Source organism: Amycolatopsis sp., assembly GCF_025464955.1.
GTDB lineage: Bacteria > Actinomycetota > Actinomycetes > Mycobacteriales > Pseudonocardiaceae > Amycolatopsis.
In genome coordinates this window covers 48440-74716 of sequence record NZ_JAODNM010000076.1, presented here as the reverse complement: position 1 = coordinate 74716, position 26277 = coordinate 48440, and the positions used below count along the sequence as shown (strand labels likewise).

At 67.9% G+C, this 26277-nt stretch carries 28 protein-coding genes; 15 read left to right on the top strand and 13 right to left on the bottom strand.

Annotation, left to right across the window (positions count from 1 at the left end; all coding sequences use genetic code 11):
• Positions 1-374, bottom strand: a 374-nt coding sequence (locus JWQ81_RS17355) for a hypothetical protein (RefSeq protein ID WP_297542705.1), incomplete at its 3' end; no start/stop codon positions are given.
• 348 nt (positions 375-722) lie between these two features.
• Entirely contained in the window at positions 723-1193 is a 471-nt protein-coding gene (locus tag JWQ81_RS17350; protein ID WP_297542703.1) for a DUF6194 family protein, read from the bottom strand.
• Positions 1194-1280: 87 nt separating this feature from the next.
• Between JWQ81_RS17350 and JWQ81_RS17345 the strand changes: the two genes are divergently transcribed.
• Entirely contained in the window at positions 1281-1973 is a 693-nt protein-coding gene (locus JWQ81_RS17345; RefSeq protein ID WP_297542701.1) for a MerR family transcriptional regulator, read from the top strand.
• Here JWQ81_RS17345 and JWQ81_RS17340 read toward each other — a convergent pair.
• The 3 genes from JWQ81_RS17340 to JWQ81_RS17330 all read right to left on the bottom strand — a co-directional run bounded on the left by JWQ81_RS17340 (position 1970) and on the right by JWQ81_RS17330 (position 4755).
• Positions 1970-2335: a S4 domain-containing protein gene (locus tag JWQ81_RS17340; protein WP_297542698.1), complete on the bottom strand. Its 366-nt coding sequence runs from the start codon at positions 2333-2335 to the stop codon at positions 1970-1972. The two genes, JWQ81_RS17345 and JWQ81_RS17340, sit on opposite strands and share 4 nt — an antisense overlap.
• A 66-nt stretch (positions 2336-2401) precedes the next feature.
• Complete coding sequence (locus JWQ81_RS17335; protein ID WP_297542696.1) at positions 2402-3817, bottom strand: sialidase family protein; 1416 nt, start codon at positions 3815-3817, stop codon at positions 2402-2404.
• Positions 3818-3918: 101 nt separating this feature from the next.
• Positions 3919-4755: an SDR family NAD(P)-dependent oxidoreductase gene (locus JWQ81_RS17330; RefSeq protein WP_297542694.1), complete on the bottom strand. Its 837-nt coding sequence runs from the start codon at positions 4753-4755 to the stop codon at positions 3919-3921.
• 443 nt (positions 4756-5198) lie between these two features.
• Here JWQ81_RS17330 and JWQ81_RS17325 point away from each other — a divergent pair, with 443 nt between their 5' ends.
• On the top strand, positions 5199-7286 hold the full coding sequence (locus tag JWQ81_RS17325; protein ID WP_297542692.1) for an acyltransferase family protein: 2088 nt from the start codon (positions 5199-5201) through the stop codon (positions 7284-7286).
• 17 nt (positions 7287-7303) lie between these two features.
• On the opposite strand, the gene JWQ81_RS17320 is transcribed toward JWQ81_RS17325, so the two are convergent.
• Complete coding sequence (locus JWQ81_RS17320) at positions 7304-7609, bottom strand: hypothetical protein (RefSeq protein WP_297542690.1); 306 nt, start codon at positions 7607-7609, stop codon at positions 7304-7306.
• 377 nt (positions 7610-7986) lie between these two features.
• Here JWQ81_RS17320 and JWQ81_RS17315 point away from each other — a divergent pair, with 377 nt between their 5' ends.
• Positions 7987-8886: a glycoside hydrolase family 16 protein gene (locus tag JWQ81_RS17315; RefSeq protein ID WP_297542688.1), complete on the top strand. Its 900-nt coding sequence runs from the start codon at positions 7987-7989 to the stop codon at positions 8884-8886.
• A 186-nt stretch (positions 8887-9072) separates the two neighbouring features.
• Here JWQ81_RS17315 and JWQ81_RS17310 read toward each other — a convergent pair whose 3' ends face one another.
• Positions 9073-9930, bottom strand: a complete 858-nt coding sequence (locus JWQ81_RS17310) for a hypothetical protein (protein WP_297542686.1) — start codon at positions 9928-9930, stop codon at positions 9073-9075.
• A 101-nt stretch (positions 9931-10031) separates the two neighbouring features.
• Between JWQ81_RS17310 and JWQ81_RS17305 the strand changes: the two genes are divergently transcribed.
• Positions 10032-11270 (top strand): FAD-binding protein, encoded by a 1239-nt coding sequence (locus tag JWQ81_RS17305; protein WP_297542682.1) that lies wholly within the window; start codon positions 10032-10034, stop codon positions 11268-11270.
• Positions 11271-11275: 5 nt separating this feature from the next.
• On the opposite strand, the gene JWQ81_RS17300 is transcribed toward JWQ81_RS17305, so the two are convergent.
• The 3 genes from JWQ81_RS17300 to JWQ81_RS17290 all read right to left on the bottom strand — a co-directional run bounded on the left by JWQ81_RS17300 (position 11276) and on the right by JWQ81_RS17290 (position 13402).
• The gene (locus JWQ81_RS17300; RefSeq protein WP_297542680.1) at positions 11276-11797 is read right to left on the bottom strand and encodes a sigma-70 family RNA polymerase sigma factor; all 522 of its coding nucleotides are present in this window, start codon (positions 11795-11797) and stop codon (positions 11276-11278) included.
• Positions 11798-12145: 348 nt separating this feature from the next.
• Positions 12146-12553 carry a DUF6855 family protein gene (locus JWQ81_RS17295; protein WP_297542678.1) on the bottom strand — a complete coding sequence of 136 codons (408 nt, stop codon included), beginning with the start codon at positions 12551-12553 and terminating at the stop codon, positions 12146-12148.
• 219 nt (positions 12554-12772) lie between these two features.
• A complete protein-coding gene (locus JWQ81_RS17290) occupies positions 12773-13402 on the bottom strand; it encodes a TetR/AcrR family transcriptional regulator (RefSeq protein WP_297542676.1) in 630 nt (209 codons plus the stop codon).
• A 97-nt stretch (positions 13403-13499) separates the two neighbouring features.
• Between JWQ81_RS17290 and JWQ81_RS17285 the strand changes: the two genes are divergently transcribed.
• The 6 genes from JWQ81_RS17285 to JWQ81_RS17260 all read left to right on the top strand — a co-directional run bounded on the left by JWQ81_RS17285 (position 13500) and on the right by JWQ81_RS17260 (position 19423).
• The gene (locus JWQ81_RS17285; protein ID WP_297542674.1) at positions 13500-14660 is read left to right on the top strand and encodes a cytochrome P450; all 1161 of its coding nucleotides are present in this window, start codon (positions 13500-13502) and stop codon (positions 14658-14660) included.
• Positions 14661-14732: 72 nt separating this feature from the next.
• On the top strand, positions 14733-15551 hold the full coding sequence (locus tag JWQ81_RS17280) for an SDR family NAD(P)-dependent oxidoreductase (protein ID WP_297542672.1): 819 nt from the start codon (positions 14733-14735) through the stop codon (positions 15549-15551).
• Positions 15552-15711: 160 nt separating this feature from the next.
• Complete coding sequence (locus JWQ81_RS17275; RefSeq protein WP_297542670.1) at positions 15712-17073, top strand: NAD-dependent succinate-semialdehyde dehydrogenase; 1362 nt, start codon at positions 15712-15714, stop codon at positions 17071-17073.
• A gap of 190 nt (positions 17074-17263) precedes the next feature.
• A complete protein-coding gene (locus tag JWQ81_RS17270) occupies positions 17264-18226 on the top strand; it encodes a DMT family transporter (protein ID WP_297542668.1) in 963 nt (320 codons plus the stop codon).
• 134 nt (positions 18227-18360) lie between these two features.
• The gene (locus JWQ81_RS17265) at positions 18361-18966 is read left to right on the top strand and encodes a hypothetical protein (RefSeq protein ID WP_297542666.1); all 606 of its coding nucleotides are present in this window, start codon (positions 18361-18363) and stop codon (positions 18964-18966) included.
• 31 nt (positions 18967-18997) lie between these two features.
• Positions 18998-19423: an MmcQ/YjbR family DNA-binding protein gene (locus tag JWQ81_RS17260; RefSeq protein WP_297542664.1), complete on the top strand. Its 426-nt coding sequence runs from the start codon at positions 18998-19000 to the stop codon at positions 19421-19423.
• 22 nt (positions 19424-19445) lie between these two features.
• On the opposite strand, the gene JWQ81_RS17255 is transcribed toward JWQ81_RS17260, so the two are convergent.
• From JWQ81_RS17255 to JWQ81_RS17245, 3 genes are read right to left on the bottom strand one after another with little or no spacing between them, the layout of a single operon-like run.
• Positions 19446-20807 carry a PepSY domain-containing protein gene (locus JWQ81_RS17255; protein WP_297542662.1) on the bottom strand — a complete coding sequence of 454 codons (1362 nt, stop codon included), beginning with the start codon at positions 20805-20807 and terminating at the stop codon, positions 19446-19448.
• A gap of 48 nt (positions 20808-20855) precedes the next feature.
• On the bottom strand, positions 20856-21524 hold the full coding sequence (locus JWQ81_RS17250) for a DUF5134 domain-containing protein (RefSeq protein WP_297542660.1): 669 nt from the start codon (positions 21522-21524) through the stop codon (positions 20856-20858).
• A gap of 28 nt (positions 21525-21552) precedes the next feature.
• Positions 21553-22113, bottom strand: a complete 561-nt coding sequence (locus JWQ81_RS17245) for a sigma-70 family RNA polymerase sigma factor (protein WP_297542658.1) — start codon at positions 22111-22113, stop codon at positions 21553-21555.
• 480 nt (positions 22114-22593) lie between these two features.
• Here JWQ81_RS17245 and JWQ81_RS17240 point away from each other — a divergent pair, with 480 nt between their 5' ends.
• The 5 genes from JWQ81_RS17240 (at position 22594) to JWQ81_RS17220 (ending at position 26268) form a co-directional block, all read left to right on the top strand.
• Positions 22594-23349 carry a copper-binding protein gene (locus JWQ81_RS17240; RefSeq protein ID WP_297542656.1) on the top strand — a complete coding sequence of 252 codons (756 nt, stop codon included), beginning with the start codon at positions 22594-22596 and terminating at the stop codon, positions 23347-23349.
• Between the two features lie 266 nt (positions 23350-23615).
• Complete coding sequence (locus JWQ81_RS17235) at positions 23616-24332, top strand: YcnI family protein (RefSeq protein WP_297542654.1); 717 nt, start codon at positions 23616-23618, stop codon at positions 24330-24332.
• 135 nt (positions 24333-24467) lie between these two features.
• Positions 24468-24800 carry a hypothetical protein gene (locus JWQ81_RS17230; RefSeq protein ID WP_297542652.1) on the top strand — a complete coding sequence of 111 codons (333 nt, stop codon included), beginning with the start codon at positions 24468-24470 and terminating at the stop codon, positions 24798-24800.
• Positions 24794-25348: a hypothetical protein gene (locus tag JWQ81_RS17225; protein ID WP_297542650.1), complete on the top strand. Its 555-nt coding sequence runs from the start codon at positions 24794-24796 to the stop codon at positions 25346-25348. The genes JWQ81_RS17230 and JWQ81_RS17225 overlap by 7 nt, the downstream gene beginning before the upstream one ends.
• Before the next feature lie 110 nt (positions 25349-25458).
• Complete coding sequence (locus JWQ81_RS17220) at positions 25459-26268, top strand: TIGR03620 family F420-dependent LLM class oxidoreductase (protein ID WP_297542648.1); 810 nt, start codon at positions 25459-25461, stop codon at positions 26266-26268.
• Positions 26269-26277 lie beyond the last annotated feature (9 nt).

The following is a 26277-nucleotide window of genomic DNA, read 5'->3' as shown; positions in this document are numbered from 1 at the left end:
ATCGTTTTCACGATGACGTCCACATGCGCGGGGGTGAGGGCACCGGCCAGTGCGGCGAGCCCGGTCAGGGGTGCGACACCGGGGATCTCTGTCCCGTCGATGGTGTACAAGGAGTTGGTGCCGCGGGAGCGGACCACGATCTGACGTGCGGCAGGCTCGGCCATCCCCGTCGTATGCATCAGCCACTGCACCGCGGAGGTGTACTGGTGGGTGGCCTTGATGCCGTCGGTTTCGGTTTTGGTGACCACGAGCCCCAGCAGCGCGGTGTACCGGTTCATTTCCCGGGTGATCGCTCGGGCGTAGTCGACCAGCGTCGCCGGATCGGCACGCCGGATATCGGCGGGATCGGGGAGGGTGGTCGGTACGCTGGGCACTCCTTTATTCTACTACGGATCGAACGTACATTCGGAACACGTTCAGGTGATACATGCAGTCGCGGTACGTAGTCATCGATTATTCGAAAAGGCTGGCATAGCAACGAATTTCGCCCGTTCGCCTCCTGCAACTGCTTGCTGCGTCACTCACGCATACACCAGACGAACGAGGGCAGTCGCGTACCGTGATTGCCGAAGTGCGAACGGCGTTATCCGTGCGTTGACCGCAGGGAAAGTCCCTTTCAGCCACTCGTTGAACGCAGCCGCCAACGCAATGGAACCGGCCCTCGGATCCCTGCCGTGCACCCGTCCGCCCCGGTCCTTGCTGCAGTAGACCGGAACCAGCGACTAGCCGGACGCAGCTGAGCGTCGCTCATAGCGTGAACGCGCGAGGTAATGGGCCTTGCTGAGCAGCTCGCGAGTGGTCCCGCTGGTGCGCTTGCCCGGGTTCACGACCGCGAGCCAGCCAACTGAGCCGTAGACGGGGTGTGCGATCACGGCGTCGGCGACGCTGGGGTCGACGTCGACGTCCGGTTCCCGCGGAGCGTGGCCCGTCCAGTGGATGAACGACTCCTTCCCGGCGGCGATGTTGACGCGGAACGCAGCTGGGCGATCCAGACGCGAGGTCTCGTCGCCCGGGTAGTTCTTCGTCACGATCGTCGCGAAGGGCTGGGTGGCCTCCGGCACGACACCGTCGGGGGAGTAGTAGAAGAACGTGTCGCCCCAGCTGATCTCCGGTGACCCGTCGCCTGAGCCCGGTGTGAGGGTCAGGACTCCGTCGAGGCTACCCACGAATTCGATGATCTCGTCCGCTGTCATGTGCTCCAGCGTTTCATTAAAGTGCTTATGGAGACTTCAGGCAGGAGGCAGGGGGAAAGCATGGGGTCAAGTCTCAACTCGTTGGCCATGCGTACGGCGGAGGTCGCCCAACGCGCCGGGTACTCCGTTCAACAAGTGCGCAACCTCGAGCGTGACGGTGTGCTGCCGCCAGCCGAGCGGACGGCCGCGGGCTACCGGATTTACCGGGAGCTCCACCTGCAGTCCGCACTGGCCTACCGCGCACTGGCCGCCGGCACGGGTCCCGTTGAAGCCAAACGGATCGTGCGCGCCGTGCACGAGTGCTCAACGCCGGACAGGCTTGCCCTCCTCGACGCGGCACACGCGCGTCTCGACCGGGAACGCAGGGATCTCAGGCTCACCAAGGAGGCGGCCGCGGCCATCTCCGCCGAGCCGATCGGCGAGGTACGTCAGTCGGACTCGATGAGCGTGTCCGAACTGGCCGCGGCGCTCGGCGTGCGGTCGTCGACGTTGCGTTACTGGGACGCCGAGGAGCTTGTCGTTCCCGACCGTGTCTCCGCGCGGGGAACGCGGCGGTACTCACCGGCCCAGGTCCGGGATGCCCGGATCGTCCACCAGCTGCGCAGCGCCGGATACCGCGTCGACACGGTCCGGGCACTGATGCCGGACCTGGCGCGCGGGCAGCGGTCGGATTTCGTCGCGGTCGCATTGGCGGCCAGGGACGCGAGCATCGCGGCACGCTCCCGCGCCTTGCTCGACGCAGCCGCGGCGCTCGGTGCGGTGCTTTCGTTGAGTGACTAGCCCTGGCCGGCCCGGAACTCGTCGAGAACTCGGCGTTCCCGTTTCGTCGGCCTGCCCGCACCGCGGTCGCGACGGGCGACGGGCGCGGAGGCTTCCGGTGGCGGTGGCGGCGTCCGGTCGATGAAGCAGGTGGCGGCGTCAACCGCGCCGACCCGTTTCTGGATCACCCGCACGACCTCGAGGATCTTGGTGGTGTCGCCAACTCGGGCGCGCACCTCGTCGCCCGCCACGACCGTGGTCGCGGGCTTGGCGGGCCGGTCGTTGACGCGCACATGCCCGCCGCGGCAGGCCGCCGCGGCGTCCGGCCGGGTCTTGGTCAGCCGGACCGCCCACAGCCAGCGGTCCACTCGGGTCGACTCCACGGTTCCATCATGGTCCATCGGCCGCCGGGGCGCCGCTGTGCGCCCCGGCGGCTGGTCAGGACGGGGTCAGTACCGAGCGCCGTCGGTGAGTGACACGAAGATGTCGGTCAGGTTGTCCGGCGCGTGGTCGCGGGTCAGCGGAAACGCCGACACGAAGCGTGAACCGGCTGCCGCCATGCCGTGATAGTCGCCCAGGTACAGCGAGTTCGGCGGCGAGGCGACCTTGGGCGCCACGGCCAGGTCGAACGGGCCTGCCACGTGGCCGGCGGCCCAGTGTCCACCACCGTCGGCCGACTGGGCGATCCAGTAGTCCGCGGAGGATCCCTTGCCCAGCGCCGAATAGGTCACGCCGACCACGCCGCGGGTGTTCACCGCGACGGCCGGGGAGAACGCCTGCACCGTCGGATCGGCATTGACCCGCGTGGGTGCTGACCAGGTCCGGCCCGCGTCCGCCGACGTCGACAGCGCGATGCCGTCGCGGACGCCGCCGGAGAAGCGCGAGTCCTGCCAGACCGCGAACAGCTTGCCGTTCGGGCCGACGGCGATCTGCCCCTCGATGTTGGCGCCGTCACGGAAGTTGGCGCCGGACAACGGCTCCTTCGTGCCCACTGCGGCACCGTCGGCGATCTTCACCGGGGTGGACCAGGTGGCGCCCTTGTCCGTGGAGCGTACGACCTGGTACGACACGCTCGTCTGCACCTCGGTCACCGGATCGAACCGGCCGAGGGCGAACATGGCCGTCAGCGTGCCGTCCGGCAGGACGACGATCTTCGACCCTTCCACCACGAAATCGGGGCCGGGATCGAACACGGACTTGGGTGCCTGCCACGTCGTGCCGTGGTCGGTGCTGCGCGCGAGGTACAACGCGCCGCTCACCGGCGGGTCGACGATCCGGTCCCACGAGGCGTAGACGAACCGCGCGTCGGCCGGGTCGGCGGTGATCGACGGCAGATCGTTGAAGATGAACGTCGACGGATCGGCGCCTTCGCGGATGAGGGTGGTCGGCGGCTGCCAGTTCAGGCCGCCGTCGCCGGACTTGCTGACCAGGATCGCGTGGTCACCCTGTGCGGTCGTGGCGTTCATGCTCAGCGACACCACGTACGCCGAACCGTCGGGGGACACGCTCGTCATCGAGTCGGTGGCCCGCCAGTAGTCGCCACCCGCGCAGCGCGAGACCGGCGGTGTCGCCCGTGTCCAATGCGCGCCGCCGTCGAGCGAGGTCGCCGTCACCAGACCGTGTGCCCCGACGCCGGACCAGCGATCCTGCTGCCACACGCTGACCAGGTGTCGTGGGTTGGCGGGGTCGGCCGCGATATGTGGCTGCACCTCCGCGTTCGTATACAGCGTTCCGACCGGTGCTTGGCCGTCGCATCCCGCCGGGTACGGCGTCGGCCCCGACACTCGGACGACGTCGCTTCGATTGCCGTCCGCGGCGGCCGGACCACTGAAGGTGAGTACCCCCAGTAACACCGCAACCGCCATTACCCCAAGTCTTTTCATCGGTCCCCCCAGTGGGCTCGCTTGCCCCGACCCTAACCCAAAACAGCCCGCCGGATGACCGATTTGTCGCAAGTGATCGGGAGTCAGGGTTTCCAGGGAAGGACGTCCCCGTTCCGCACCAGTTCTCCGTAGCGGTCCGGCTTGACGGGTCCGAGCGCGAGGTCCAGGAGCGAAACGGCAGCCTCGGCCGGGCTCGGCGCGGCGCTGACATCCCACCACAGACCGGAGGTGGGGGTGTTGATCATCCCGGGGCAGACGGAGGCCAGGAGGATGCCGCGATCGATGTCCTCGACGCGTCGTTGCGTCGCGAGTGCGCGGATGGCGGCCACCTGGCCGATCTTCGACGGGATGTTGACAAAACCGGGCCAAGCGCCGCCGCGGGCGCTGCCGTCCTTCACCCCATCGCGCCAAGCCGCGACCTGCTCGTCCACCTCGTCAAGCGATGTCAAGCCGTCGAAGCGATTGTGGAGTACCGGCGCGAGGTAGTGCAGGGTTCCCAGCGAGCTGGCGACGGCGATAAGTCTCGATTCGTCGCGCAGGAGCGGGGCGAACGCCCGCAACACCCTGGTGGTGCCGAAGTTGTTCACCTGGGTGTAGGCGTCGACGATTTCGCGCGGGTCGTCGTCCGGGCCGACGCGCATGACGGCGTTGGTGAAGACGATGTCGATACCGCCGTGACGCTCGCGCAGTTGCGCGGCCAACCGGTCGGCGGCGTCGAGGTCGGCGACATCGAGGACTTCGCCGCGGATCTCCGCGCCGCTCCGGCCGAGGGAATCGACAGCCTGCGCGACGCGGCCGGGGTCTCGGCCAGTGAGGTATACGACGTCCTGGGTGTCCATTCGCTGTGCGAGCCCGTCGACGAGTGCCAGGCCGAGGCCCTGCGTCGCGCCGGTCACCAAGGCGATTCGGGGTGTGTTCATACGACCGACACTAGGACGAGTCGGACCATGCGGGTAGCGAGAATTGCTCAACCCTGATATGCGTAAACGTCATGACCTTCTCCGACGCTTCGCTGACCGCGCCGCGGGTTTTCCGCGAGGTCGCCGAGCGGGGCACGCTCACCGCGGCGGCCGCCGCACTCGGGTACACGCAGTCTGCGGCGGGCTGCAGGAGCAGCGGCGCATCCTCCTCGCGTGGCTCACGCGTCCCCTCGCGGAGCCGGCCGCGCGGCTCGCCGACGCCCTGCGCGCTGCCGCGGTCGAGGAGAACGTGCCTGATTAGACACGCTGTGGCCTGCGCGGGGTAAGCCCGGATGCGTCTCCTACACTGTCCGCCGCGGTCGGTATGTCCGATCGGTACTGGGGGTTGGCAGCAGTTGGCAACGATCACGCACGATGAGAGAAGCGGGCCTGAGCCCGCCGCGATGGTCCGGAGCAAGTCCCCGTCGAAGGGCTTCCGCACCGACATCCAGGCCCTGCGCGCTGTCGCGGTGACGGCCGTGGTGCTGAACCACCTGTGGCCGAACAGGCTCACTGGCGGTTACGTCGGCGTCGACGTCTTCTTCGTCATCTCGGGTTTCCTGATCAGCTCGCACATCGGTCGTGAGATCACCCGCACCGGGCGCGTCAAGCTGGGGCGGTTCTACGCCCGCCGGATCCGGCGCTTGTTGCCCGCCGCCTTCCTTGTCCTGCTGGTCAGCCTGGTCGCGGCGTACTTCCTGCTGCCGTTCCCCCGCTGGGAAGCCAGTGCGCACGAGGCGTTCGCCAGCGCCCTGTACTGGGAGAACTGGCTGCTGGCGATCAGGTCCGTCGACTACTCCGCCCTCAACGACTCCGCGAGCCTGTCGCAGCACTACTGGTCGTTGTCGGTCGAAGAGCAGTTCTACCTCCTCTGGCCGATCCTGCTGCTGGTGCTGTTCAAGATCAGGCGTACGCGGGCCCAGCTCGTCGGGATCGCCGTCGTCGCGGCGGCGTCGCTGGCGTTCAGCGTCTACTTCACCGCGGCTTCGAAGAGCCAGGCGTACTTCGTCACGCCGGTCCGGGTGTGGGAGTTCGCCGTCGGCGCGCTGATCGGACTCGCCGGGACGAAGGTCGCGCTGCCGCGACTCGCCGCTGGCATCGCTTCCCTCGTCGGCATCGTGATGATCTTGGGTTCCGCGCTCCTGTTCGACCCGTCGACGGAGTTCCCCGGCTACCTGGCGCTGGTGCCGACGATCGGTACCGGGCTGGTCATCGTGGCCGGCACCGGCGGGGACAGGCAGTGGCACACGGTCCTCAGCGCGTCTCGTCCGGTGCAGCTCCTCGGCAACATCAGTTACTCGCTGTACCTGTGGCACTGGCCGCTGATCGTGCTCGCTCCGTTCGCGCTGAGCCGGGCGTTCGGCACCGGCGGCGTGCTGACGTTCACCCAGCGGGCCGGCGTCCTCGCGCTCTCCCTCGTGCTCGCCTATCTGTCGAAGATTCTGATCGAGGACCGGGGGATGTCGTGGGCGAGGCTCACGAACAGCACCAAGCTCACCTTTGCCGGCATGGTCGCCGGCATGGTCGCCGTCTCACTGGCGGCGGGCGGGCTGATCTGGACGTACGACCGGCATGTGACCCAGGCCGCGGTCGACCTGCGCAACGAGGCGATCAAGCCTTGCCACGGCGCCGCCGCGATGGTCCCCGGCAGCGGGTGCGCCGACCGGTTCGGTCCCGCGAAGGTCGTCAACATGGGGCCGGCGAACCAGTACTACGTCGCGACGCCCGAGTGCCCGCCCGACAGCGAGACGCTCAAGGTCGGACCGGCGAGGACCACGACCAACATGTGCGACTACAGCGGGGGAGACCCGTCGGCCCCGGTCGTCTGGCTGGTCGGGGACTCGCACGCGCAGCAGTGGTCGGGTCCATTGCTCGACCTCGCCCGCGAGCACAAATGGAATCTCAAGCGCAGCTACCTCGGCGGCTGCCCGGTCGCGAAGATCGACTACCTCGGCTACCGCAAAGGTACCAACGCGACCGAGGCTCAGGTTTGCATGAACTGGGGCGCGGAGCTGTCCGCCGCCATCGTCAAGGACCGGCCGGACTACGTGTTCACCTCGTTCTTCGCGCGAGACGAACATCCCGTAGCTGTTCCCGGCAAGACCGAGGCCGACCAGTACCTCGATGGCCTGCCGCCGTACTGGAACGCGTGGACCGCGGCCGGCGCCAAGGTCGTCGTTCTCGGCGACCCACCGTTGAACGGGAAGGTCCGGCCGTCGGACTGCGTGCTGCTGAACCCCCACGATCCGCTGGCTTGCGTGGTCGACCGCGCTACGGCGCAACCGCTGGACCCCATGCTGGAAGCGGCCCGGCGGAGCACGGATCCGAACGTCAAGTACTTCGACCCCACGGACTACTTCTGCGACGAGGCGAAGTGCTACGGCGTGGTCGGCAACGTGACCGTCTACTACGACCCCGACCACCTCAACCTGGAGTACAGCCGCAGCCTCCGGCCGATGATCGCCGCCGCGGCCGGACTGCCTGAGCGCTGACGGGCCCAGCAGCGCGGCTATTCCCCGCGCATCGCCCGGCGGATCTCGGCGAGCTTGTCGCGGGCGGCCGCGTCCCGGTCGGCGATCTTCTTGTCCAGCGCCGCCATATCCTGCTTGCCGCCCAATCCGGCCAGTTCGGTCTGGCCGATCGAGGTGGTGTAGCGGTTTTCGATCCGGTCCTTCACGAAGTCGAAGCTGGGCACCCCGTCGTCGGTGTAGTCCGTCGGCGGCAGGTCCGGCGTGATCGCGGCCGGGAGTGCCGGGGTGTCTTCGACGAGTTCGGCGTCGATCACGTTCGGATCGTCGCCATCTTTGTCGCGCATCGTCTGCTCCATCCCTACCGGGCCCGTCCCGTGTCTCTGTTCGACACTAGCGCCGAGCGGCGACTGAAGCCCGTTGCCCGTACGGACACATCAGCTGGTAATTACGGGCAGAGCAAACCGTCACGCTGTAACGGTTTGCCGACCAAGGACCCGGCGACCGAGCTGCGTTTCCTTCCGTGACGCGTGCTCCCGGGGCGCCTCGCTGACCCCTTGACCGTTCGTGTTCGGGCGATCACAGTGACGTTCCGGTATGTGAACACAGAATTCCAAGGTCCCCACCACGGAAGGCAGTGCCCATGTTCGGAACCGACTCCTCAGCCAAGAAAACCCGCGTCGGACCTCGTTCCCGCCGCCGGTTTCTGGCCCTGATGACAACGATGTCACTACCAGTGGCCGGGCTGCTGGGGGCGACCGCGGCGGATGCCGCCGGCGCGCCCGCACCGACGGCAGCGACAGCACCGGCGGCCTGGACCACAGTCTTCCAGGACGAGTTCGACGGCGCGGCCGGCACCGGTCTGAACGCGCAGGACTGGCTGTACGACAAAGGAACCGCTTATGCGGGTGGCGCCGCCAACTGGGGGACCGGGGAGATCGAGACGTCGACGGACTCGACGGACAACGTCTACCACGACGGAAACGGTCACCTGGTGATCAAGCCGATCCGCGACAGTGCCGGGAACTGGACTTCCGGGCGGGTGGAAAGCCAGCGGACGGACTTCGCGGCGCCGGCGGGCGGGCAGATGGAGATCAGCGCGTCGCTGCAGCAACCTGCCCCGCAGAGCGGGCTCGGCTACTGGCCGGCGTTCTGGGCCATGGGTGCCGACGCGCGTCCGGTCGGTGCGACCAACTGGCCGAACATCGGCGAACTCGACATCATGGAGGACGTCAACGCGCTGAGCCAGCACTCGACCACATTCCACTGTGGACAATGGGCGGGCGAGTGCCACGACCCGGACGGGATCAGCAGCGGACTGCAGCCCTGCGCCGGTTGCCAGAGCGGTTTTCACACCTACTCGGTGATCGTGGACCGGACCGATGCGGCGGCCGAGCAGCTGCGGTTCTCCCTCGACGGCACGCAAACCTTCGCGGTCAACCAGAACCAGGTGTCCGACGTGACTTGGAAGGCCGCTGTCGACCACGGGTTCTTCGCCATCTTCGACGTCGCCATCGGCGGCTCGTACCCGAACAAGGTGTGCGGGTGCACCTCACCGTCAGCGGACATCAGCTCCGGTGCGGGGATGATCATCGATTCGTTCTCGGTCAAGGTGACCAGCTAACCGTCCACGCCGAGTTGCGAGCTCCTGAGGTCGCACTTTTGCGCTTTTGCGGGGTCGTTGCGCGCGCAATAACCAGCGTGCGCACCGAGGGCACTTTTGTCCAAAAGCGCCCTCTTTGAAGTCTCAAGCAGGGCACTTTTGTGGAAGAGTGCCCTGCTTGCGGAGTCACGACCAGTGGTCGGATCGCTAGGCCAATGAGTCCACCTCGTCCTGTGCTTCGTGTGCCGCGCGTTCGGCGTCCTCGAGCGTCGATCGCGCGGCCTCGGCGTCGTCCTCGGCTCGCTGTTGGGCTTCTTCGGCTTCGGCGAGCCGATCTCGAAGGCCTTGTGACTTCTCGGCGGCTTTCTCGGCGCGTTTGGCGGCTTGGGCGGCGTGAGTCTTGGCGCGGTCGCGGTCTTGGGCGAGTTCGGCGGCCTTGCGGCGCAGCATCTCGTGCCGTTCCTTCCGCTGTTTCTCTTCCGCCGCCTTCTTTTTCGCTTGTGCTTGGTCGTTGCCGGCAGGCTTCTTCGGTGCCGGTGCCGGTGCCGGTGCCGGTGCCGGTGCCGGTCGGGGTCGGGGCGGTGGTGGTGGTGGTGCTTCCGTGGTCGGCGTCGGCCAGATGAGGTCGGAAGTGGGTTGCGGCGCCGTCGCCAAGTGGCCGGCCAGGGCGTCCTCGGCGGCGGTCGGGTCGGTTACGACAGCCCCGAGGGCGTCTTCGACTTCGCGCGCAACGGTTTCGCGCAGCGCGGGGGCGGAGCGGATGAGCTGCCGCACGAGTTCGTGTCGCCGGTGGACGAGCGCCCGGAGCTCGGGGCCGGTGAACTGTGCCTGCCGGTCGCGGAGCCGGGTCCCCAGTGCGGCGAGTTCGGCGAGGGGACCGGCTTGGTCCCGGGCCATCCGGTTGAGGGCCGCGGCGGCGACAGTCGGCCGTCGGAGCAGGCGGATCTGGGCGGCGAGGTCGCGTTCTCCGGCAGCCTTGGCCGACCGCGCCCTGGCGCTGCGTTCTTCGACGAACTCGGCCGGATCGAGCGCATAGAGCTCGTCGGCGACGGAGTTGAGGTCCACCAGGCGAGGAAACCACACCTGCGCGCCCGTGGCCTGCCGATGCGCGGCAGCGGTAGTGCAAGGCAGCGGTATGTTGACTGGATCAAGGAAAGGACGGACTTGTGGGCGAGTCGAACTGGGCGGGTAACCACCTCTTCGAGGCAAGCAGGATCCTGCGGCCGAGAACGGTGGACGAGGTCCGTCAGCTGGTCGCCGACGCGCCGAAAGTGAAGGCGCTGGGCACGCGGCACTCGTTCAACGACGTCGCCGACTTCGACGGCGGGGTCCTGATCGACCTGGCCGATGTGGACGCCCCGCTGGAGATCGACGCGGACGCGTCGACGGTCACGGTCGGCGCGGCGGTCCGGTACGGCGACTTCATCCCGGCACTCCACGAAGCCGGCTTTGCCTTGGAGAACCTGGCTTCGCTGCCGCACTGCTCGGTGGCCGGCAGCGTCGCCACCGCGACTCATGGCTCGGGGCAGCGGGTGCGCAACCTCGCGGCGGCCATGTCCGGGATCGAACTGGTCACCGCGGACGGCGGGCTGCGCCGCTTCACCCGTGAGCAGGACCCGGACGTCTTTCCCGGGCTGGCGGTCGGCCTGGGCGCGCTGGGTGTTGTCACGCGGTTGACCCTGGATCTGGTGCCCACGTTCTCGGTGCGGCAGGACGCGTTCGTGGAGATTCCGTGGTCGGTACTGCTGTCCGAGTTCGACGCGATCCAGGCCGACGGATACAGCGTCAGCCTGTTCACGCCGTGGCTCGGGGACAGCGCGGGCATGGTCCTGCTCAAGCGGCGGGCCGAGCCGGGTGAGGCCCTGCCCGAGCTGGCCGGCTTCCATGGCGGGATCCCGATGGAGGCGCCGCCACGCGACAACTTCACCGAGTGGGGGGTGTCCGGTCCGTGGCATGAGCGGCTGCCGCATTTCCGGCTGGACGCCGTGCCCAGCGTCGGTGAGGAGCTCCAGTCGGAGTACCTCGTGCCGATCGCGGACGCCGCGGCCGCGTTGGCGGAGATCCGGGCCATGGGCGAGTCGCTGGCCCCGGCGCTGTTCGTGTCGGAGATCCGCACGGTCGCCGGCGACGACCTGTGGCTGAGCCCCAGCCACGGTGGCGACCGGGTCTGCATCCACTTCACCTGGCAGCCGAAACCGGAGGCGGTCGCGGCGTTGCTGCCGCGGATCGAGGAGCGGCTGGCGCCCTTCGGCGCCCGGCCGCACTGGGGCAAGTTGTTCCACGGTGGTCCGTGGCTGGCCGAGCGGTACCCGGAGATGCCCGCCTTCCGCACACTCGCCGAGCGGTTGGACCCCACTGGTACCTTCCGCAGTCCGTTCGTGAGCCGACACGTTTTCGACGAGTAGTCGGATCAGAGGGACGGTTCGTTGTCCACGGCGTCGGCGAGCAGTCCTCGCATGGTGGCGAGGGCTCGATGCTGTCCGACCCGGACGGCGCCGGCGCTGGCCATGCCGAGTGTGTCGGCGGTTTCCTGCGCGGACAGCCCCAGCACCACCCGCAGGATCACGATCTCCCGTTGCCGGGCAGGCAACCTGTCGAGAAGGCCGTCCAGGCGCTGCCGTCGTTCGAAGTCCTCGACGTAGTGATCGGTCTCAATCAGGGTGGCGGGCGTGGTGAGGAATTCCGCGACCGGTGAGCTGACGTCGCGGACATAACGGCGTCGCGCGTCGACCACCTTGTGCGCGGCGATCCCGTAGACGAAGGCCAGGAACTTGTCCGTGCCGTACCGGTAGCGCGGCAGCGCGACGAGCACCCCGAGCAGGATCTCCTGCGCGCAGTCGTCGGCGTCGCTGTCACGCCGGAACTGGGCGCCCAGGCGGCTGCGGCAGTACCGCGTCACGACGGGGCGCAGCATTCCCAGGAGCGACTGCATCGCGAAACGGTCGCCCGTCATTGCCGAGGCCAGCAGTTCATCTTCTACCACGATCATCGGCGCCGCCGATGACGTCTTCGCACGGCGAACCCCTGACTCTGTTCCGCCGGTTTTGGGAACAGTCGGCCTCCGTGCCGGGGTCTGGGGCCGACCTAGACGCTAGGCGTCGGTGGGCCGGACAACAAGCGACTGCACGCTCTGTCACCCAGGTAGCGGCGGTGGCGTTCCGGTTCGGTCTCTGCCCGCGCTCGGCTCGCGTCTGTGGGTGCTCGAATGGACCCGTTCCGTGGCAACTCGCCGTCGAGTTGCGGTCACCGGCTTCGCACTTTTGCGCTTTTGTGGGGTGTCCTAGTTTCTCAGAGCCCGCATCCGGTTGTTCCGGGCGTCGTGAGTCAACTCGACCAGACCGAGCGCTTCCAGCAGGGGCGGCAGATACATCCCGAACCGGCCGCGGTAGCCGTTGCGCAGGCCGTACCAGCCGCCGACCGGGTTGTCCGGGGACCGGCCCCAGGCTTCGACCGTGCCCTCGGCCGCGGGTTTCTTCTCGTCAGCCGCGCCGAGCAGGACCCAGTCGTCTTGGGCGTTCAGCCATCCTTGCAGATCATCGATGGCCCGGAGGCGGTATTTGAGCGTGGTGGAGCCGACTTGGCAGACCAAGGCCGGCGGCTCTGCCTGTTCGTCGCGATACATCGTGTACTGCGACGAACCGGGCGCGGTGGTGAGCACCCAGGGGTCCTCTTTGGTACCGGCAGCCATAAGTGCACCCACTTCGTCGTGTCGTGACTCATCTGGTCGCCCCAGTTAACTCCCCGCTCGGCCGTGCGCCCAAGCCTTTGTACCGGAACGGAACCGTTCATCGGGACAGGCGTGCCGCCCACAGGTCGGTTCCGCGTCGCCGTCGATCCGGACAGCGGCGAGAGCAGGATCCTGCGCAGCGTCTTCATGGCGACCGACGACACGATCGGGCCGTGCAGGTCACCGTCCCGTCGCGGGAGCGATTGGAGCTGTGTGATTCGCCGGCGTTCCACAGTGGAGTCTGAACAAGGGGAGGACGATGTCGTCGACGATCTCGGTGAGGGCGGCGTCGTCGATCGTCATGCCATAGAGCACGGTTTCGCTGCGGACCAGGTCGAAGGGGACGCGCAGGATCCGGTCGCTGCACCGGTCTGTCCGCAGCTCGCCGCGCTCGACGGCCCGGGTGAGCAACGGTCGGATCAGCTCGGGGGTCTCGTCCTGGGCGAAGCGGCGTCGCAGATCCTCGAACACGTCGGGTTCGCGGAACGTATCGGTGATCAGGCCGGGCAGCGTGTCGCCGGGCACCCGGCGGAACCGCTCGATGCCGCGGCCGACGAGTTCGAGCAGGTCGCCGCGCAGCGACCCGGTGTCGATGTCGGACTCCTGCAGCGGTACGTAGTGCGCGAGCGCGGCGAGCACCAACTTGGCCTTGGTCGGCCAGCGGCGGTAGATCACCGGTTTGCTGGTGCCGGCGCGGACGGCGACATTGTCCATGGTCAGTTTCGGGTAGCCGACCTCAAGCAGCTCCGCCCACGCGGCCGTCAGCAGCGCGTGCTCCAACTCCTCGCCGCGACGCCGACCAACAGTCACCGAACTCCTCGATTAGATCCTTTGCGTTTCTTAGTACCCCAGTGTAGCTTTCGGGAGGAAGATACGAACCGTTTCTTATGGAAGTGGGGGAGCGCTCATGACCGACACCATCCCGGCCATTACGGTGGGCAGGACCTGTCCGTTCGACCCGCCAGACGGCTCCGCTGAGCTGCGGGAACGAGGCCCGGTCGCTCGGGTCCGGCTGTTCGGCGGCCACACCGCCTGGCTGGTCACCGGCCACGCCGAGGCTCGCGCGCTGCTGGCCGACCCGCGCGTGTCGTCTGACCAGAGCAAACCGAACTACCCGGTGCTGCAGCCGACGCATACGCGCTTGACCGACCTGGACACGACGGTGGTCTTCAACGACCCGCCAAAGCACACCAGGCTGCGGCGGATGCTGATCTCGTCCTTTACGGTGCGCAAGATCGCGGCGTTGAGGCCGAAGATCGAACGCATCGTCACCGAGCGGCTGGACGCGATGATCGCCGCCGGCCCACCCGCCGATTTGTTGGCGAGCTTCGCACTGCCGGTGCCGTCGATGGTGATCTGCGAGCTGCTCGGTGTGCCGTACGAGGACCACGAATTCTTCGAGGAGCAGTCCCGGCACCGGCGCGACCCCGACGGCCAAGCCCTCCAGAACCTCGTGACGTACCTCCGCGACCTGGTCCAGAAGAAGATCTACAAGCCCGGCGACGGGCTGCTCGACGACCTGATCGCCGAGCAGGTGGCGGAAGGCAAACTCGACCACGACGAACTGGCCATGATGGGCATGGCGATGCTGGTCGCCGGCCACGACACCACCGGGCACATGATCTCGCTGGGCACGATGCTGCTGCTCAGCAAGCCGGACCAACTGGCCAAGGTGCGGGCCGACCAGGCCGTGATCCCCGGTGCGGTCGAGGAATTGCTGCGCTACCTGACAATCGCCACATTTCTGCCCCGGACGGCCACGGAGGATATCGAGCTCGGCGGCCACACCATCAAGGCCGGTGACGGCGTGGTCGTGGCCAGTTCCATCGTGAACCGGGAGCACTCCGACGAGCTGGACGTGGACAACTCGATGCGCCAGCACCTGGCGTTCGGCTTCGGCATCCACCAGTGCCTGGGCCAGAACCTGGCCCGTGCCGAGCTGGAGATCGCCTTCAGGCACCTGTTCCACCGCATCCCGACGCTGCGCCTCGCGGTGCCGGTGGACGAGGTGTCGCGCCGGCCTGAAGCCGTGCTGTCCGGAGTCACCGAGTTGCCCGTCGACTGGTAGGGCAACCGGCAACTCCTCTCCATATTCCCTCGCCTGCGCCGCGCTAGTCGCGGTGCGGAAGGACGTGTCCTCATGAGCAAGACCTGGTTCATCACCGGCACCTCCCGCGGCTTCGGCCGCAGTTGGACCAAGGCCGCCTTGGAACGCGGCGACAAGGTCGCTGCCACTGCCCGCGACGTCAGCACGCTGAAGGATCTCGCCGACTCCTTCGGTGACACCCTCCTGCCGATCCAGTTGGACGTGACCGACCGCGCCGCGGCCGTTGCCGCGGTCGGGCAGGCCCATGCCCACTTCGGCGGGCTCGACGTCGTCGTGAACAATGCCGGCTACGGCCACTTCGGATTCCTTGAAGAGATCACCGAGGCTGAGGCCCGAGCCCAGATCGAGACCAACGTGTTCGGCTCGCTGTGGGTCACCCAAGCGGCGATCCCGTTGATGCGCACGCAGGGCTCCGGCCACATCGTCCAGATCTCCAGCATCGGCGGCGTCGCCGCGTTCCCCGGCCTTGGCATCTACCACGCCTCGAAGTGGGCCCTCGAAGGCTTTTCCGAGGCCCTCGCCCGGGAGGTCGCGCCCTTCGGGATCAAGGTCACGCTGATCGAGCCGGGTGGTTACGCGACCGACTGGAGCACCTCCTCGGCTGTCCACTCCGAGCACCACTCCGTCTACCAGGCCATCCACGACGCCATTGCCGCGGGCAGGCAAGGCCACCAGTCGCCCGGACCGGACGCCACCATCGCGGCCGTGTTCGCCGCCGTGGACGCCGAGAACCCGCCCCTGCGTCTGCTGCTGTCCGGCACGGCATACGACATCGCGCAAGGCGTGTACGCCCAGCGGCTGAAAACCTGGTCGGAGTGGGAGTCCATCTCCCGCTCCGCCGACCACGCCTAACGCCGTCGCGGGAGAGGCGCGCCGCAACGGACTCAGGGCCGGTCGATGACCGCGCTGTTGTCGGCGCTGGTCGACCTTCTCCATGGCGTCAGCTTTGAAGACCGTATACAGTATCCACGACGGCTGACGCAGTTCCACCGAGAACGGAGACCCGCCTCTCATGTACGCGGTTACCAACCCGGCTACGGGCGAACTGGTCGAGGAGATCCGGAACGCGACCGACGAGGAGGTCCGAGCCGCGATCGCCCGCGTCCATCAGGGCTACTCGTCATGGCGGCGCCGGCCGGTCACCGAGCGTGCGAAGATCGTGCTCCGGGCCGCCGAACTGTTCGCCGAACGAGCGGACGAACTGGCCGCGATCATGACCCTCGAAATGGGCAAGCGGATCAACGAAGGCCGCGGCGAGATCGGCATCGTCGTCGACATCTTCAGGTACTACGCCGACAACGCCACGGCACTGCTCGCGGACGAGCCGATGGCGATCAGGGGCGGCGAGGCGGTCATCACCAAGGAACCGATCGGCGCGCTCCTCGGTGTCATGCCGTGGAACTTCCCCTGCTACCAGGTCGCCCGGTTCGTCGCGCCAAACCTGGTGCTGGGCAACACGATCGTGCTCAAGCACGCCTCGATCTGCCCGCGGTCGGCAGTCGCGATCGAGCACATCCTGCGCGACGCGGGGGTGCCCGACGACGCGTATGTGAACGTTTTCGCTTCCAGTTCCCAGGTCCCGTGGATGCTCGCGGACCCGCGTATCCAGGGGGTGTCGCTGACCGGCAGTGAGCAGGCCGGAATCTCCGTCGCCGCCGAGGCGGGCAAGAACCTGAAGAAGTCGGTCCTGGAGCTGGGCGGGTCCGATCCGCTGATCGTGCTGGACACCGACGACCTGGACGAGACGGTGAAAGTCACCGCGACGGCTCGGATGCGCAACTGCGGCCAGTCGTGCAACGCGCCCAAGCGGATGATCGTGCTGGCCGACCTCTACGACGACTTCGTCGACCGGCTGACCAAGCGCGTGGCCGAGTACTACCTGCCGGGGGACCCGGCGGACCCCGACACGAAACTGCCGCCGCTCGCGTCGATCGCCGCGGCCGACGAGGTGGCCGCCCAGGTCGAGACCGCGCTCCGCCAAGGTGCGACGCTGCGTGCGGGCGGGCACCGGATCGACGGCCCGGGCGCCTACCTGGAAGCGACCGTCCTCACCGACGTGACCCCCGAGATGGACGCCTACTACGACGAGATCTTCGGCCCGGTCTTCCTGGTATTCCGCGCGGAGACCGAGGACGAAGCGATCGCGATCGCCAACGACAGCCCGTTCGGGCTCGGCGCCAGCGTGTTCGGCACCGACCGCGACCGGGCCCGCCGCGTCGCCGAGCGGATCGAGGCGGGCATGGTCTACTTGAACAGCTCCGGCGGCTCGCAGGCCGACCTGCCGTTCGGCGGGATCAAGCGCTCCGGCATCGGCCGCGAGCTCGGCCCGGCCGGCATCGAGGAGTTCATGAACAAGAAGGCCATCCGGCTGTAATGGTGTGACTGCTGCGGTTCAGCGGGGAGGCCCCCTCAGGGCAACCTTAGTGGCGTTGAACGCCACAGGGGTGGCCCTGAGGGGACCTCCGTAAGCGCACCGAAACCTGACCTCGACGCCGGTGTCCCGGCGGCGTTGCCTAAGGTCGGGGTACCGGCAGCGTGCCGACGGAACAGCGGAATGGGGTTCGATGGTGGCGGTCCTGCTGGTGTTGCTCGCTGCGGCCGTCAGTGCGTTGGGGCTCGTGCTGTTACGCAAAGCGACGCAGGCCGAAGCGGCGCGGCCCACGTTCTCGTGGGAGCTGCTGTGGTTGCTGATCCGCCATCGCCCACTCTGGGCAGCCGGAATCGCTACGATGTTCGCCGAATTCGGGCTGCACGCGCTTGCGCTGTCCTTCAATACGGTTTCGATGGTGCAGTTACTGGTGGTGATGGAGCTGCCGTTCACGCTGATCCTGTCCCAGGTGATTCTGGGCGGACGGCTGAAGGTCCGGGAGTGGTCCGCGATCGCCACGATGGCGCTCGGCGTCGTCGTCCTGCTCCTGACATTGTCGCCGCACGGCGGTCATTCGGCTTCGGTCACAGGGTTCCAGTGGGCGCTCGGACTCGTCGTCACGATTGCGGCGATCACCATAATTCTCATGGTGGCTCGATGGGCTCGGCCCGTGGCCAGGACGGCTCTGTCCGGGATCGCGGCCGGGATGGGCGCCGGCCTGATCGCCGTAGTGGCCAAACCGGTCACCGCCGCGGTCGGGCACGGACTGGGCGCGGTGGTCACCACCTGGCAGACCTGGGCTTTGATCGTCGTGAGTATCGGGGCGTTCCTGTTGCTGCAGAACGCGTTGCAGGCCGGTCGGCTGGTCGCGTCCCAGCCGGGGATCACGCTCGCCAACCCGCTGGTCGCCGTCATTTGGGGAGTTGCCGTCTTCCACGAACAGGTGCGGAGTGGCTGGTGGTTGCTCGGCGCGGGTTTTGGCGCTGCTTTGCTCTTCGCCGGCGCGGCTTTGCTGTCGAGGTCCCCGCTGCTCGCAGGGCACCAGGAAGCCCCCGAAGTACCTGAACCGTGCATTCCCGACACCGCGGACCATCCCCGTCACGGTCCGGCCGCGTTCAGTGAGTACTCACTGGTCACGGCGCCCGACGTCCGTCGATAGCATGACCGGCTGACCGAATTGGTGCTCGCCGTCCTGATCGTCGGCGCGACCACGTTCAGCCTCTTGCGCGGGACCAAGGTGTCGGGCGAGCCACTGGGGCGGTCATCGCGGTCGGTGTGGGGGAATCCGGGTGGGTGGCTGCTCGCCGTGATCGCCTGTTCCGGGTGTCGTCGTTCCTGGAGCTGCCGTTCGTGCAGCTGGCGTATCTGACGGTGTGCCGCTGGCTCGACGCCGGCGTGTATCGCCGGGCGGTGCGGCTGATCTGGCCGGCGTCGGCCGTCTATACCGTCACTTTCTGCCTGATCGAGTGGGTGCTGCACAATCCCTACACGACGGTAGAGGTCATCCTGGCGCTGGCGAGGCTGCTCGCCACCGGTCCCGGGATGACGGCCCTGATCGGCGTCCTCTGCTGGTTTCTGGTGGTGTTTTTCGTACCCGCACTGGCGATCCGGTACGGGCTGAACTTCGGACTGCCGGTGCTCGGTGCCATTGCGGGCCTGGCGGTGGTCGCCGGCGCGCTGGTCGTCGGTGTCGGCCGTGCGGCTGGCAAAGCACTGCTGACCGAGTTGGCGGTGGCGCTCGTCGCGGGCGCGGCAGCCGCCTGCCTGGCCTACGTCGCAGTCGGGGGATACTCGGCGGCGCGTGTACTCGTTGCTGCGGGCGCGTTCCTGGTCATCGTCATCTCCGTGTGTCTGGTGGGCGACCGCAGGCTCGTCAGGACCGGAGCCCGGAATCGCTGAATCCGAGTGCCGCGTCGCTTACGCTGGGGCGATGTCAGCTGACGAGAGCCGCCCCGCCCGAGTCGAAGATGTGCACGAACTCGCTCTCGCCATGCCACATACCACCGTCGAGCTCGGAACCGGCGATAATCCGGTCTACCAGGTGGGCGGGAAGTCGTTCGTCTTCTTCCGTAACCCGCGGCCGGACGCGGTCGATCCGGAGACCGGCGAACGCTATCAGGATGTGATCGTCTTCTGGGTCGAGGCTGAGGCGGACAAACAGGCATTGGTCCAGGACGAGGCATCTCCCTTCTTCACCACCGCGCATTTCAACGGACACCCGTCGGTGCTCCTGCGTGGCAGCCGGGTCGGCGAGCTGACCCGCGAGGAGCTGGCAGAGGTCGTCCAGGAAGCGTGGCTCTCCCGCGCGTCCGCGCGCCGAGCGACGACCTGGCTCAACGCCCACAGCCTGACGTGACCATCACGGCTGCGCCGAGCGATCAGGTCGTGCGGTCGGCGCGGTGCCGTCGGATGCCGAGAATGCCGGACTCGACGACGAAGAACGCGAGGAGGCTGGCACCGAATACCGGCAATGCCCAGCCCAGCGCGGCGGAACCGAGAAGGATCAGGACGACCGTGGACTGGGGGAGTTGACTCCACCCGGGTTTCGCCAGGGCTCCGGGCAGCCGTCCGGTGCCGGCGGGCCTGCGTTTCCACCACATCCGGTAGCCGAAGCTGATCAGGACGAGGGTGCCCAGCGCGAGCAGCGCCATGCCGATCTGGTTGGCGAGCCCGAACAGGGTGCCGCTGTGGGCCAGGATGCCGAGGGTCGTCAGCTTCGCGGCGAGCGGGTAGTCGGTGAAGCGCAGGTGCGCGAGCACGTTCCCGGTGTACGGGTCGACGGCGACGCTGTCGCTGCGCACGGGCAGCGTTTGAAAGCTTTCCTTGACTGTATAAGCCACGCTGGGCTTCGGCGGCGGGGTCACGGTGAGGCTGTCCCGAAGGCCGGCGCCGCGGGCGGCGGTGACTGCGGCATCGATGGAGATCGGCGCGGCCCCGGCCACGGGCGGCGACACGGCGACCCTCGGCAACGACGGGGTACGTCCGTCCAGCGCGCTGACGAGGGTCTCGAAATGTTGACCCGCGTAGTTCGACCAGGTCAGTCCGGTGATGCTGACCGCGAGCAGTCCGATCGAGAGCCATCTGCCGAGGACGGCATGCCGCTTGCGGGTGCGAGCGCGGCCGGGTTTGGTGGCGCGGGCCTTGCGGCGTCGGCTGATCCAGAGGACGAGGCCGCCGAGCACGAGTACCGGTAGCCAGCTGGCGACCAGTTCGGAGTACAGCCTGCCCGGGGTGCCGAGGTGGAGGTTTCCGTGGAGGTCCCGGAGCCATTGCTGCAGGGGCGGCCGGCCGCTGGTCGTGGTGAGCGCGCCGCGTACCTGTGTGGTGTAGGGGTCGACGTATACCGTGCGCGCCTGTCCGGGTTCCAGCCCCGCGACCGAAAGCACGACGGCGGTGGTGCCGTCTTCGCCCGCAGGGGTGATGACCGAGGTCAGCGTGGCGCCGGGGTTGACCTCAAGTGCCGCCTGGACCTGTTCGGCCAGTGGCTGCGGGGGAGTCGTGTGGCTGTCGACGAAGTATTCGTTGTGGTAGACGAGGTTGTTCACCTGCGGCATGAAGACGTAGGCGATGCCGGTGAGGCAGAGCACCGCCAGGAACGGGGCGACCAGAACCCCGGCTAGGAAATGCACTCGCAGTGCCAGCCGGCGCAGCGCGGCCGTGCTGCTTGGTGTGCGGTGGGCCGGTTCGGGAGTGGTGTCAAGAACGGTGCTGGGCTGGGGATCGGGCACGGTCGTCGTCATCGGGCACTCCCGGGTTGTTCCGGTGGGGACGAGCAGTTCCTTGTGGTGTCAAAGAATCACGGCCAGCATGACGATCATGCCGAGGCACATGAGTACGCGGCAGGAGGCTGACAGCCGCACCGAGCGCAGCACGCCGGTGTCCGCCGGGGCCGGCCGGAACAAGCGCAACCCCGACGACGTGGCGTCGGCGCCGAAGTACAGCATCAGCGCGATCACCACCACGGGTCCGGCGATGCCGGCTCGCCCACCGGACATGTCCATGCCGCTCATATCCGTTCCGGCTGCCGAATTCGCACTGCCGGAACCCATCGAGACCAGCATGTAGATCATCGCCAGCGCGCCGATCAGGTGGTGCACGGCGACCGAGGTCCACCGCGTCGCGTTTCCCGCCCGGAGCAGTCCGGCGCCGAACCAGGCGGCCACGGCGGTGAACAGAATGATCCACACAGCGGTGGGCACGGGATCCGTCGACGGCAGGAACAACGTCGCCATCGCGAGGGCCATCACCGCGTGGGCGAGACTCGACGCTCGCTCTCCGGAGGTCTCGTCGGAACAACCGCACGCGACGGTCTCGACTGTTCCTGGACCTGCTGACGCGGGGACTGGAACGGGGACGGGGTTGGGGGACAGGGCGGCTACCCGGACGGCCGAGTAGCCGCCGAGTACCGTGAACATCGCGGCCAGAGCCCAGCTCGCCCACACCGGGACCATCAGCATGTGCGCCACCTCTCGAGTTGTCGCGGGATCAACCGGGCGAGACCGTCGTGCGGACTTCCTGACCGGCGACGGCTGTGGTGAGGTCTTCCCGGGCTCGGGAAACCCGGGATCGAATGGTGCCGACAGGGCAGTCGCCGACGGTTGCCGCTTCGTCGTAGGACAGGCCGAGGACTTGGGTCAGCACAAAGGCTTCGCGTCGCTCGCTCTCGAGCGCGTCGACCAGTTGGCGCAGCACGACGAGCCTGCCGTGGTCGGGCGTCCTTGCGCCCGAGCGTTCGGCGACCCCGGTCCAGTCGTCGACCTGGAAGGTTTTCGGCCGTCGGCGGAGCATTCGCAGATGGTCGGCGGCGACATGCCTGGCGATGGCGAACAACCACATCCGGGCCGGCGAGCGGCCGCCATACGTCGGCAACGCGACATAGGCGCGCAGGTAGGTCTCCTGCGTCAGGTCCTCAGCGATTCGCGCGTTCGACAGATAACCGAGCAGCCGGGACAACTGGTGTTGCGTGCCGGCGACGAAGGCTTCCGCGGCCGCCCGGTCCCCACGGCCGGCCAGGACGGCATAGCGGGTTATCTCGGTATCATCCACTCGCGGCCATCCTTCGATACGGCCGGCAGAACTCCGTCAGGAGGGCCGGCGCCGGGGTTTTCCGATTGCCGAATAGTGGACCAGACAGCTATGACGGCCAGATGAATTCCGTCTCCGGTCGTGGCGGGGGAGAAGCGCGGAAGGGGTCATCTTTCCGCGATGTCACAGTGATCTGGTCTTGCGCGGGAATCGGTCTACCACGGCGCTTTATCGAAGACGATTGCGTTAAACAATTCTCACCGCAGGGTCGTGGTCACTCTTTCGAGTGAAGGAACTCGTGCGCGAAGATTCCTCACGGACAACTGGGAGCTCGGGGGCGCTCGACTTTACGTAGCAGAAATCTCGCGATCATCGGCGGAAACCTCGGGACTGGTCTTCTTCTGGCGCGTCGGTGATCCGCATTCACCACGACAACGGCGCGGAACGGAATTCGGTTCCGTCCGCCCCGCCGAGGAACGATCCGTCCGAAAGGAATCTTTGATGGACAACCCCGAACCCACCACTGCCGCCGCCGGTGAGCTGCCCGAGCTGCCGCCGGAGCCCGCGCGCCGGCGGCGGTGGCCGATCGCGGTCGCGGTCGTCGCGCTGGCGGCCGGTCTGGCCAGCGTGGCGACCATGCGTGCGGGCACCGACTCGTCCCCGGCGGCGAGTCAGACCGCGGACGTGAACCTGGCCGCTTTGTCCGCGCAGAGCCCGTTGGCGGTCCCGCTCTACCAGGGGCTCGTCCAGCAGGCCGCGGGTGCGGCGGCTCCCGTCGCCGCTGCGGCCGCACCTGCCGCTGACGCTCCCGCGGCCGTTGCGCCGGCGGCAGTCGTGGCGGCCCCGGTTGCCGCCACGACCCCGACGTCATCGATGCCGATGCCGTCCGGGAGTGTGCCCGCGGGCGGCAGTTGTGTGCCGAAGGCGGTGTTGCAGCCGATCATCGACCACATCAAGAGCGCGCACCTGGAAACGTCACCGGGACAGCAGGCGCAGGATCTCCTCAACCTCGACCAGTACGTCAAGACGCACACCGTGTGGCTGGAGACCGTGCTGGCACCGGCGTTCGACGGGTCTGCCGACAAGGTCCTGTCCGACACGCTCGCGCCGATCATCGCGCATATCAAGAGTGCGCACCTGGAGACGTCACTCGGCCAGCAGGTGAGTGACCTGCTCAATGTCGACCAGTACATCAAAACCCACACGGTCTGGCTCGAATCCGTGCTGACCCCGCTGCTCGACCAGGCGACCTGCTGACCCGACCGCGTCGTTTGTGTGGGCTCACTTTCCTTCGTGGGCCCACACAAACCCGTGCTCACTGTCGCGTGTGGACCGACGACGGGGACGCTGAGCCGGTGGGTGGCAGACCGGCTCAGCGTGCCGTGGTCGTCCATGCCGGTCGGGGCCCCGGAAGCGGCGATGGACTCCGAGCAGGTCGTCCGACGGGGTGAGCACAGTTCCCGCACGTCCGCGATATCACTCGATCGTGGACAACACTTTGATCATCAGGAGATGTGCGCACAATGCCTACTCGATTCCCCTACCTGCACCGCACCGTGGTCGTCGGCCTGTCTGTCGGACTGGCGCTGCTGGCCGGCGCCGGCGTCGCGTCGGCGCATGTCGAGGTCGACCCGAACCAGGCGGTGCAGGGCGGCGAAACCACAGTCACCTTCACCGTTCCCGACGAGTCGCCGACCGCCGGCACCGTCAAGGTCGAAGTCTCACTTCCCGCGACCGCTCCGATCGCTTCGGTCCATGCGGCGTGGGTCGCGGGATGGACGACCTCGGTCGCCACGGCCACGCTGGCCAAACCGGTCGCGGTGAACAACGCCCAGGCGACGACCGCGCCGAGCACGATCACGTGGACCGCCCAGCCCGGCGTCCGGTTGGCGCCCGACCAGCTGGGGTTGTTCGCGGTGTCGATGGACGGTTTACCCGACAACACGGCCAAGTTGGTCATGCCGGTGACCCAGACCTTTGACGACGGATCCGTCGTCAAGTGGGACGCGCCCCCGGCGGCCATGGGTGCAGAGGAGCCTGAGCACCCCGCACCCGCGATAACGCTGGCCGCAAAGTCTGCCGAGGCCGCGGGGGACGCGGGAGCCGGCGCATCACCGAGCGCGGCAGCAAGCGGTAGCGATGGGACTGCCCGGTGGTTGGGCGGTATCGGCGTGGCGCTCGGTGCCCTCGGCGTGGGATTCGGTCTCGGGTCCGTACGGCGCGGGCGGCGAACCAGCTGACACCAGTACTCGCGCCGACTACTTGGACTCGACTCGTCCCCGTGGCTTCTCCGCCGACGTGAGCGCGGCCAGCGCGGTCCGCCAAGCGGGGTCGCCGGGAAAGCGCGTAGGGCGAATCATTCATGAGGCGTCCCGATGTTCGTTGTCGCGGTCGGGATCGCCGCCTACACGGGCTTCCGGCTCCCCAACGCGTGGACGGCCACGTTGGACGCGGTCTCGCTCACCGATGGCTTCCATCGGCGGATCGTGGTCGGCACGCTCCTCCATCCGCTGGCTCTCGCGACCGGTTACGCCTACTGGGTTTTCGCCACCAAGAGCTTCCTGGTGCTGGTTGCGCTGCTCGTCGTGCTCGGGGTCGCGCTGATCCAAGCGCAGCTCACCAGCCAACGTGTGTCTTCGCGATGGCTGCCCTGTACCGGCTGCCGGTTCGCCGCGCCGTCCGGGTCGTCCTCCCACCGGTCGTGCTGACCGCACTTGTTCTGGTCGTGCCTGCTGCCTCAGCCGGCGCGCCAGCTGCACTTGGGAAGTCGTTGGGGCGGGACGACTTTCAGTATCGGGCCGATGCGCTGGCCCTGTTCGGTCGTACCCAGAGCCAAAGCTGGCAGCTTTACCGCATCACCGACGTGCTCGCCTATCTGGCACCGTTGGCGGTGCTCCTGATCGTCGCGTTCGTACTGCTCCACCGGACCGGCAAAGTCACCGTGGTGCCGCTGCTGACAGCTTGTGCCGCGATCGCCGCGCCGTTGTCGCTCGCCTTTGCCGGGTGGGACAAGGAGCGGTGGGGCTTCCTGCTGGCGACCAACTTCTTCCTCGTCCTGTGGCTCTATTTGCGCTACACGCAAAGGGAACTGGCTGCACCGCAGATCGCGGTCCTCGCGGCCGCGGTGCTGCTCATGGCTCGGATGCCGTTCGGGTACTTCGACGGGCTCCACCCCCGCTTGCTCAGCGGGCAAGCGTTCTTCGACTTCATCGGACAACTTCGCCACGGCGAGGTGTTCACGCTTCCGAACCGCTGAACCGGCCGACCTTGCACCACCCTCGCGCCTGGTCGCCAGGCGCGACCATCACCGTTTTCCCGGTGGCGAACGGGGGAACAATCCGGCGGGGTGGGGAAGTTGCCACAGGCATGGTGAAACTTGGTTCGATAGGTGCCGCGAGTTCCGCGTTGAGTTCCGGCGACGCCTCAGCCGCTGCCGCGACCGCGCTCGAGGTGGAGGAGCTCGGATACGACACGCTTTGGCTCCCGGGTGGACAGGGCAACAACCTGGCCCAGGTAGTGAACGTGGTTCGTGCCACGAGCCGGATCACCGTGGCGACGGGCATCCTGCCGGTCGACCAGGTGCCCGCTGCCGAGGTTGCCGAGGTGTACGCGGCGCTGGCCGAGTCGCATCCGGGCCGGTTCGTGCCCGGTCTCGGCGGCGCTCACGGCGCGAAGCCCCTGGCGACCCTGAACGCCTACCTGGACGAGCTGGATCCTGTAGTTCCGGCGTCCGCCCGGGTGTTGTCCGCGCTGGGACCGAAGATGCTCGAACTGGCCCGCGACCGGGCAGCCGGGGCGTACCCGTTCCTCGTCACCCCGGAGTACGTCGCCTCGGCGCGTGCGCTGGTCGGCCCGCATACGCGGCTTGCCGTCCTGCTCACCGTGGTCGCGGAGGCAGACTCCACGCGGGCTCGGGAAATCGTGCGCGGTGGGTCGCTGCAGTTCCTCTCGGGCGTGCCCGGTTACGCCGCCAATTTTCGCCGGATGGGCTTCACCGAGAGCGACGTCGCGAACCTCTCCGATCGCCTGGTCGACGGTGTGACGGTGTGGGGCGACTTGGACACCGTCATCCGGCGGTTGAGCGAGTACCGGGCCGCGGGCGCCGACCAGGTCGTGGTCGGGCTGGACGGCCTGCCCCGCGAATGGTGGGCGGTACTGGCCAAAGAGCTGCGCTGACGCCGACAG

Excerpts from the sequence above, each read along its gene's own strand:
- JWQ81_RS17320 (WP_297542690.1), bottom strand. The coding sequence starts at position 7,609 with ATGCGCGACAAAGATGGCGACGATCCGAACGTGATCGACGCCGAACTC.
- JWQ81_RS17325 (WP_297542692.1), top strand. The coding sequence starts at position 5,199 with ATGGTCCGGAGCAAGTCCCCGTCGAAGGGCTTCCGCACCGACATCCAG.
- JWQ81_RS17240 (WP_297542656.1), top strand. The coding sequence starts at position 22,594 with ATGGACAACCCCGAACCCACCACTGCCGCCGCCGGTGAGCTGCCCGAG.
- JWQ81_RS17235 (WP_297542654.1), top strand. The coding sequence starts at position 23,616 with ATGCCTACTCGATTCCCCTACCTGCACCGCACCGTGGTCGTCGGCCTG.
- JWQ81_RS17260 (WP_297542664.1), top strand. The coding sequence starts at position 18,998 with ATGTCAGCTGACGAGAGCCGCCCCGCCCGAGTCGAAGATGTGCACGAA.
- JWQ81_RS17280 (WP_297542672.1), top strand. The coding sequence starts at position 14,733 with ATGAGCAAGACCTGGTTCATCACCGGCACCTCCCGCGGCTTCGGCCGC.
- JWQ81_RS17230 (WP_297542652.1), top strand. The coding sequence starts at position 24,468 with ATGTTCGTTGTCGCGGTCGGGATCGCCGCCTACACGGGCTTCCGGCTC.
- JWQ81_RS17255 (WP_297542662.1), bottom strand. The coding sequence starts at position 20,807 with ATGACGACGACCGTGCCCGATCCCCAGCCCAGCACCGTTCTTGACACC.
- JWQ81_RS17250 (WP_297542660.1), bottom strand. The coding sequence starts at position 21,524 with ATGCTGATGGTCCCGGTGTGGGCGAGCTGGGCTCTGGCCGCGATGTTC.
- JWQ81_RS17270 (WP_297542668.1), top strand. The coding sequence starts at position 17,264 with ATGGTGGCGGTCCTGCTGGTGTTGCTCGCTGCGGCCGTCAGTGCGTTG.
- JWQ81_RS17335 (WP_297542696.1), bottom strand. The coding sequence starts at position 3,817 with ATGGCGGTTGCGGTGTTACTGGGGGTACTCACCTTCAGTGGTCCGGCC.
- JWQ81_RS17345 (WP_297542701.1), top strand. The coding sequence starts at position 1,281 with ATGCGTACGGCGGAGGTCGCCCAACGCGCCGGGTACTCCGTTCAACAA.
- JWQ81_RS17315 (WP_297542688.1), top strand. The coding sequence starts at position 7,987 with ATGTCACTACCAGTGGCCGGGCTGCTGGGGGCGACCGCGGCGGATGCC.
- JWQ81_RS17350 (WP_297542703.1), bottom strand. The coding sequence starts at position 1,193 with ATGACAGCGGACGAGATCATCGAATTCGTGGGTAGCCTCGACGGAGTC.
- JWQ81_RS17275 (WP_297542670.1), top strand. The coding sequence starts at position 15,712 with ATGTACGCGGTTACCAACCCGGCTACGGGCGAACTGGTCGAGGAGATC.
- JWQ81_RS17285 (WP_297542674.1), top strand. The coding sequence starts at position 13,500 with ATGACCGACACCATCCCGGCCATTACGGTGGGCAGGACCTGTCCGTTC.
- JWQ81_RS17300 (WP_297542680.1), bottom strand. The coding sequence starts at position 11,797 with ATGCAGTCGCTCCTGGGAATGCTGCGCCCCGTCGTGACGCGGTACTGC.
- JWQ81_RS17295 (WP_297542678.1), bottom strand. The coding sequence starts at position 12,553 with ATGGCTGCCGGTACCAAAGAGGACCCCTGGGTGCTCACCACCGCGCCC.
- JWQ81_RS17220 (WP_297542648.1), top strand. The coding sequence starts at position 25,459 with ATGGTGAAACTTGGTTCGATAGGTGCCGCGAGTTCCGCGTTGAGTTCC.
- JWQ81_RS17330 (WP_297542694.1), bottom strand. The coding sequence starts at position 4,755 with ATGAACACACCCCGAATCGCCTTGGTGACCGGCGCGACGCAGGGCCTC.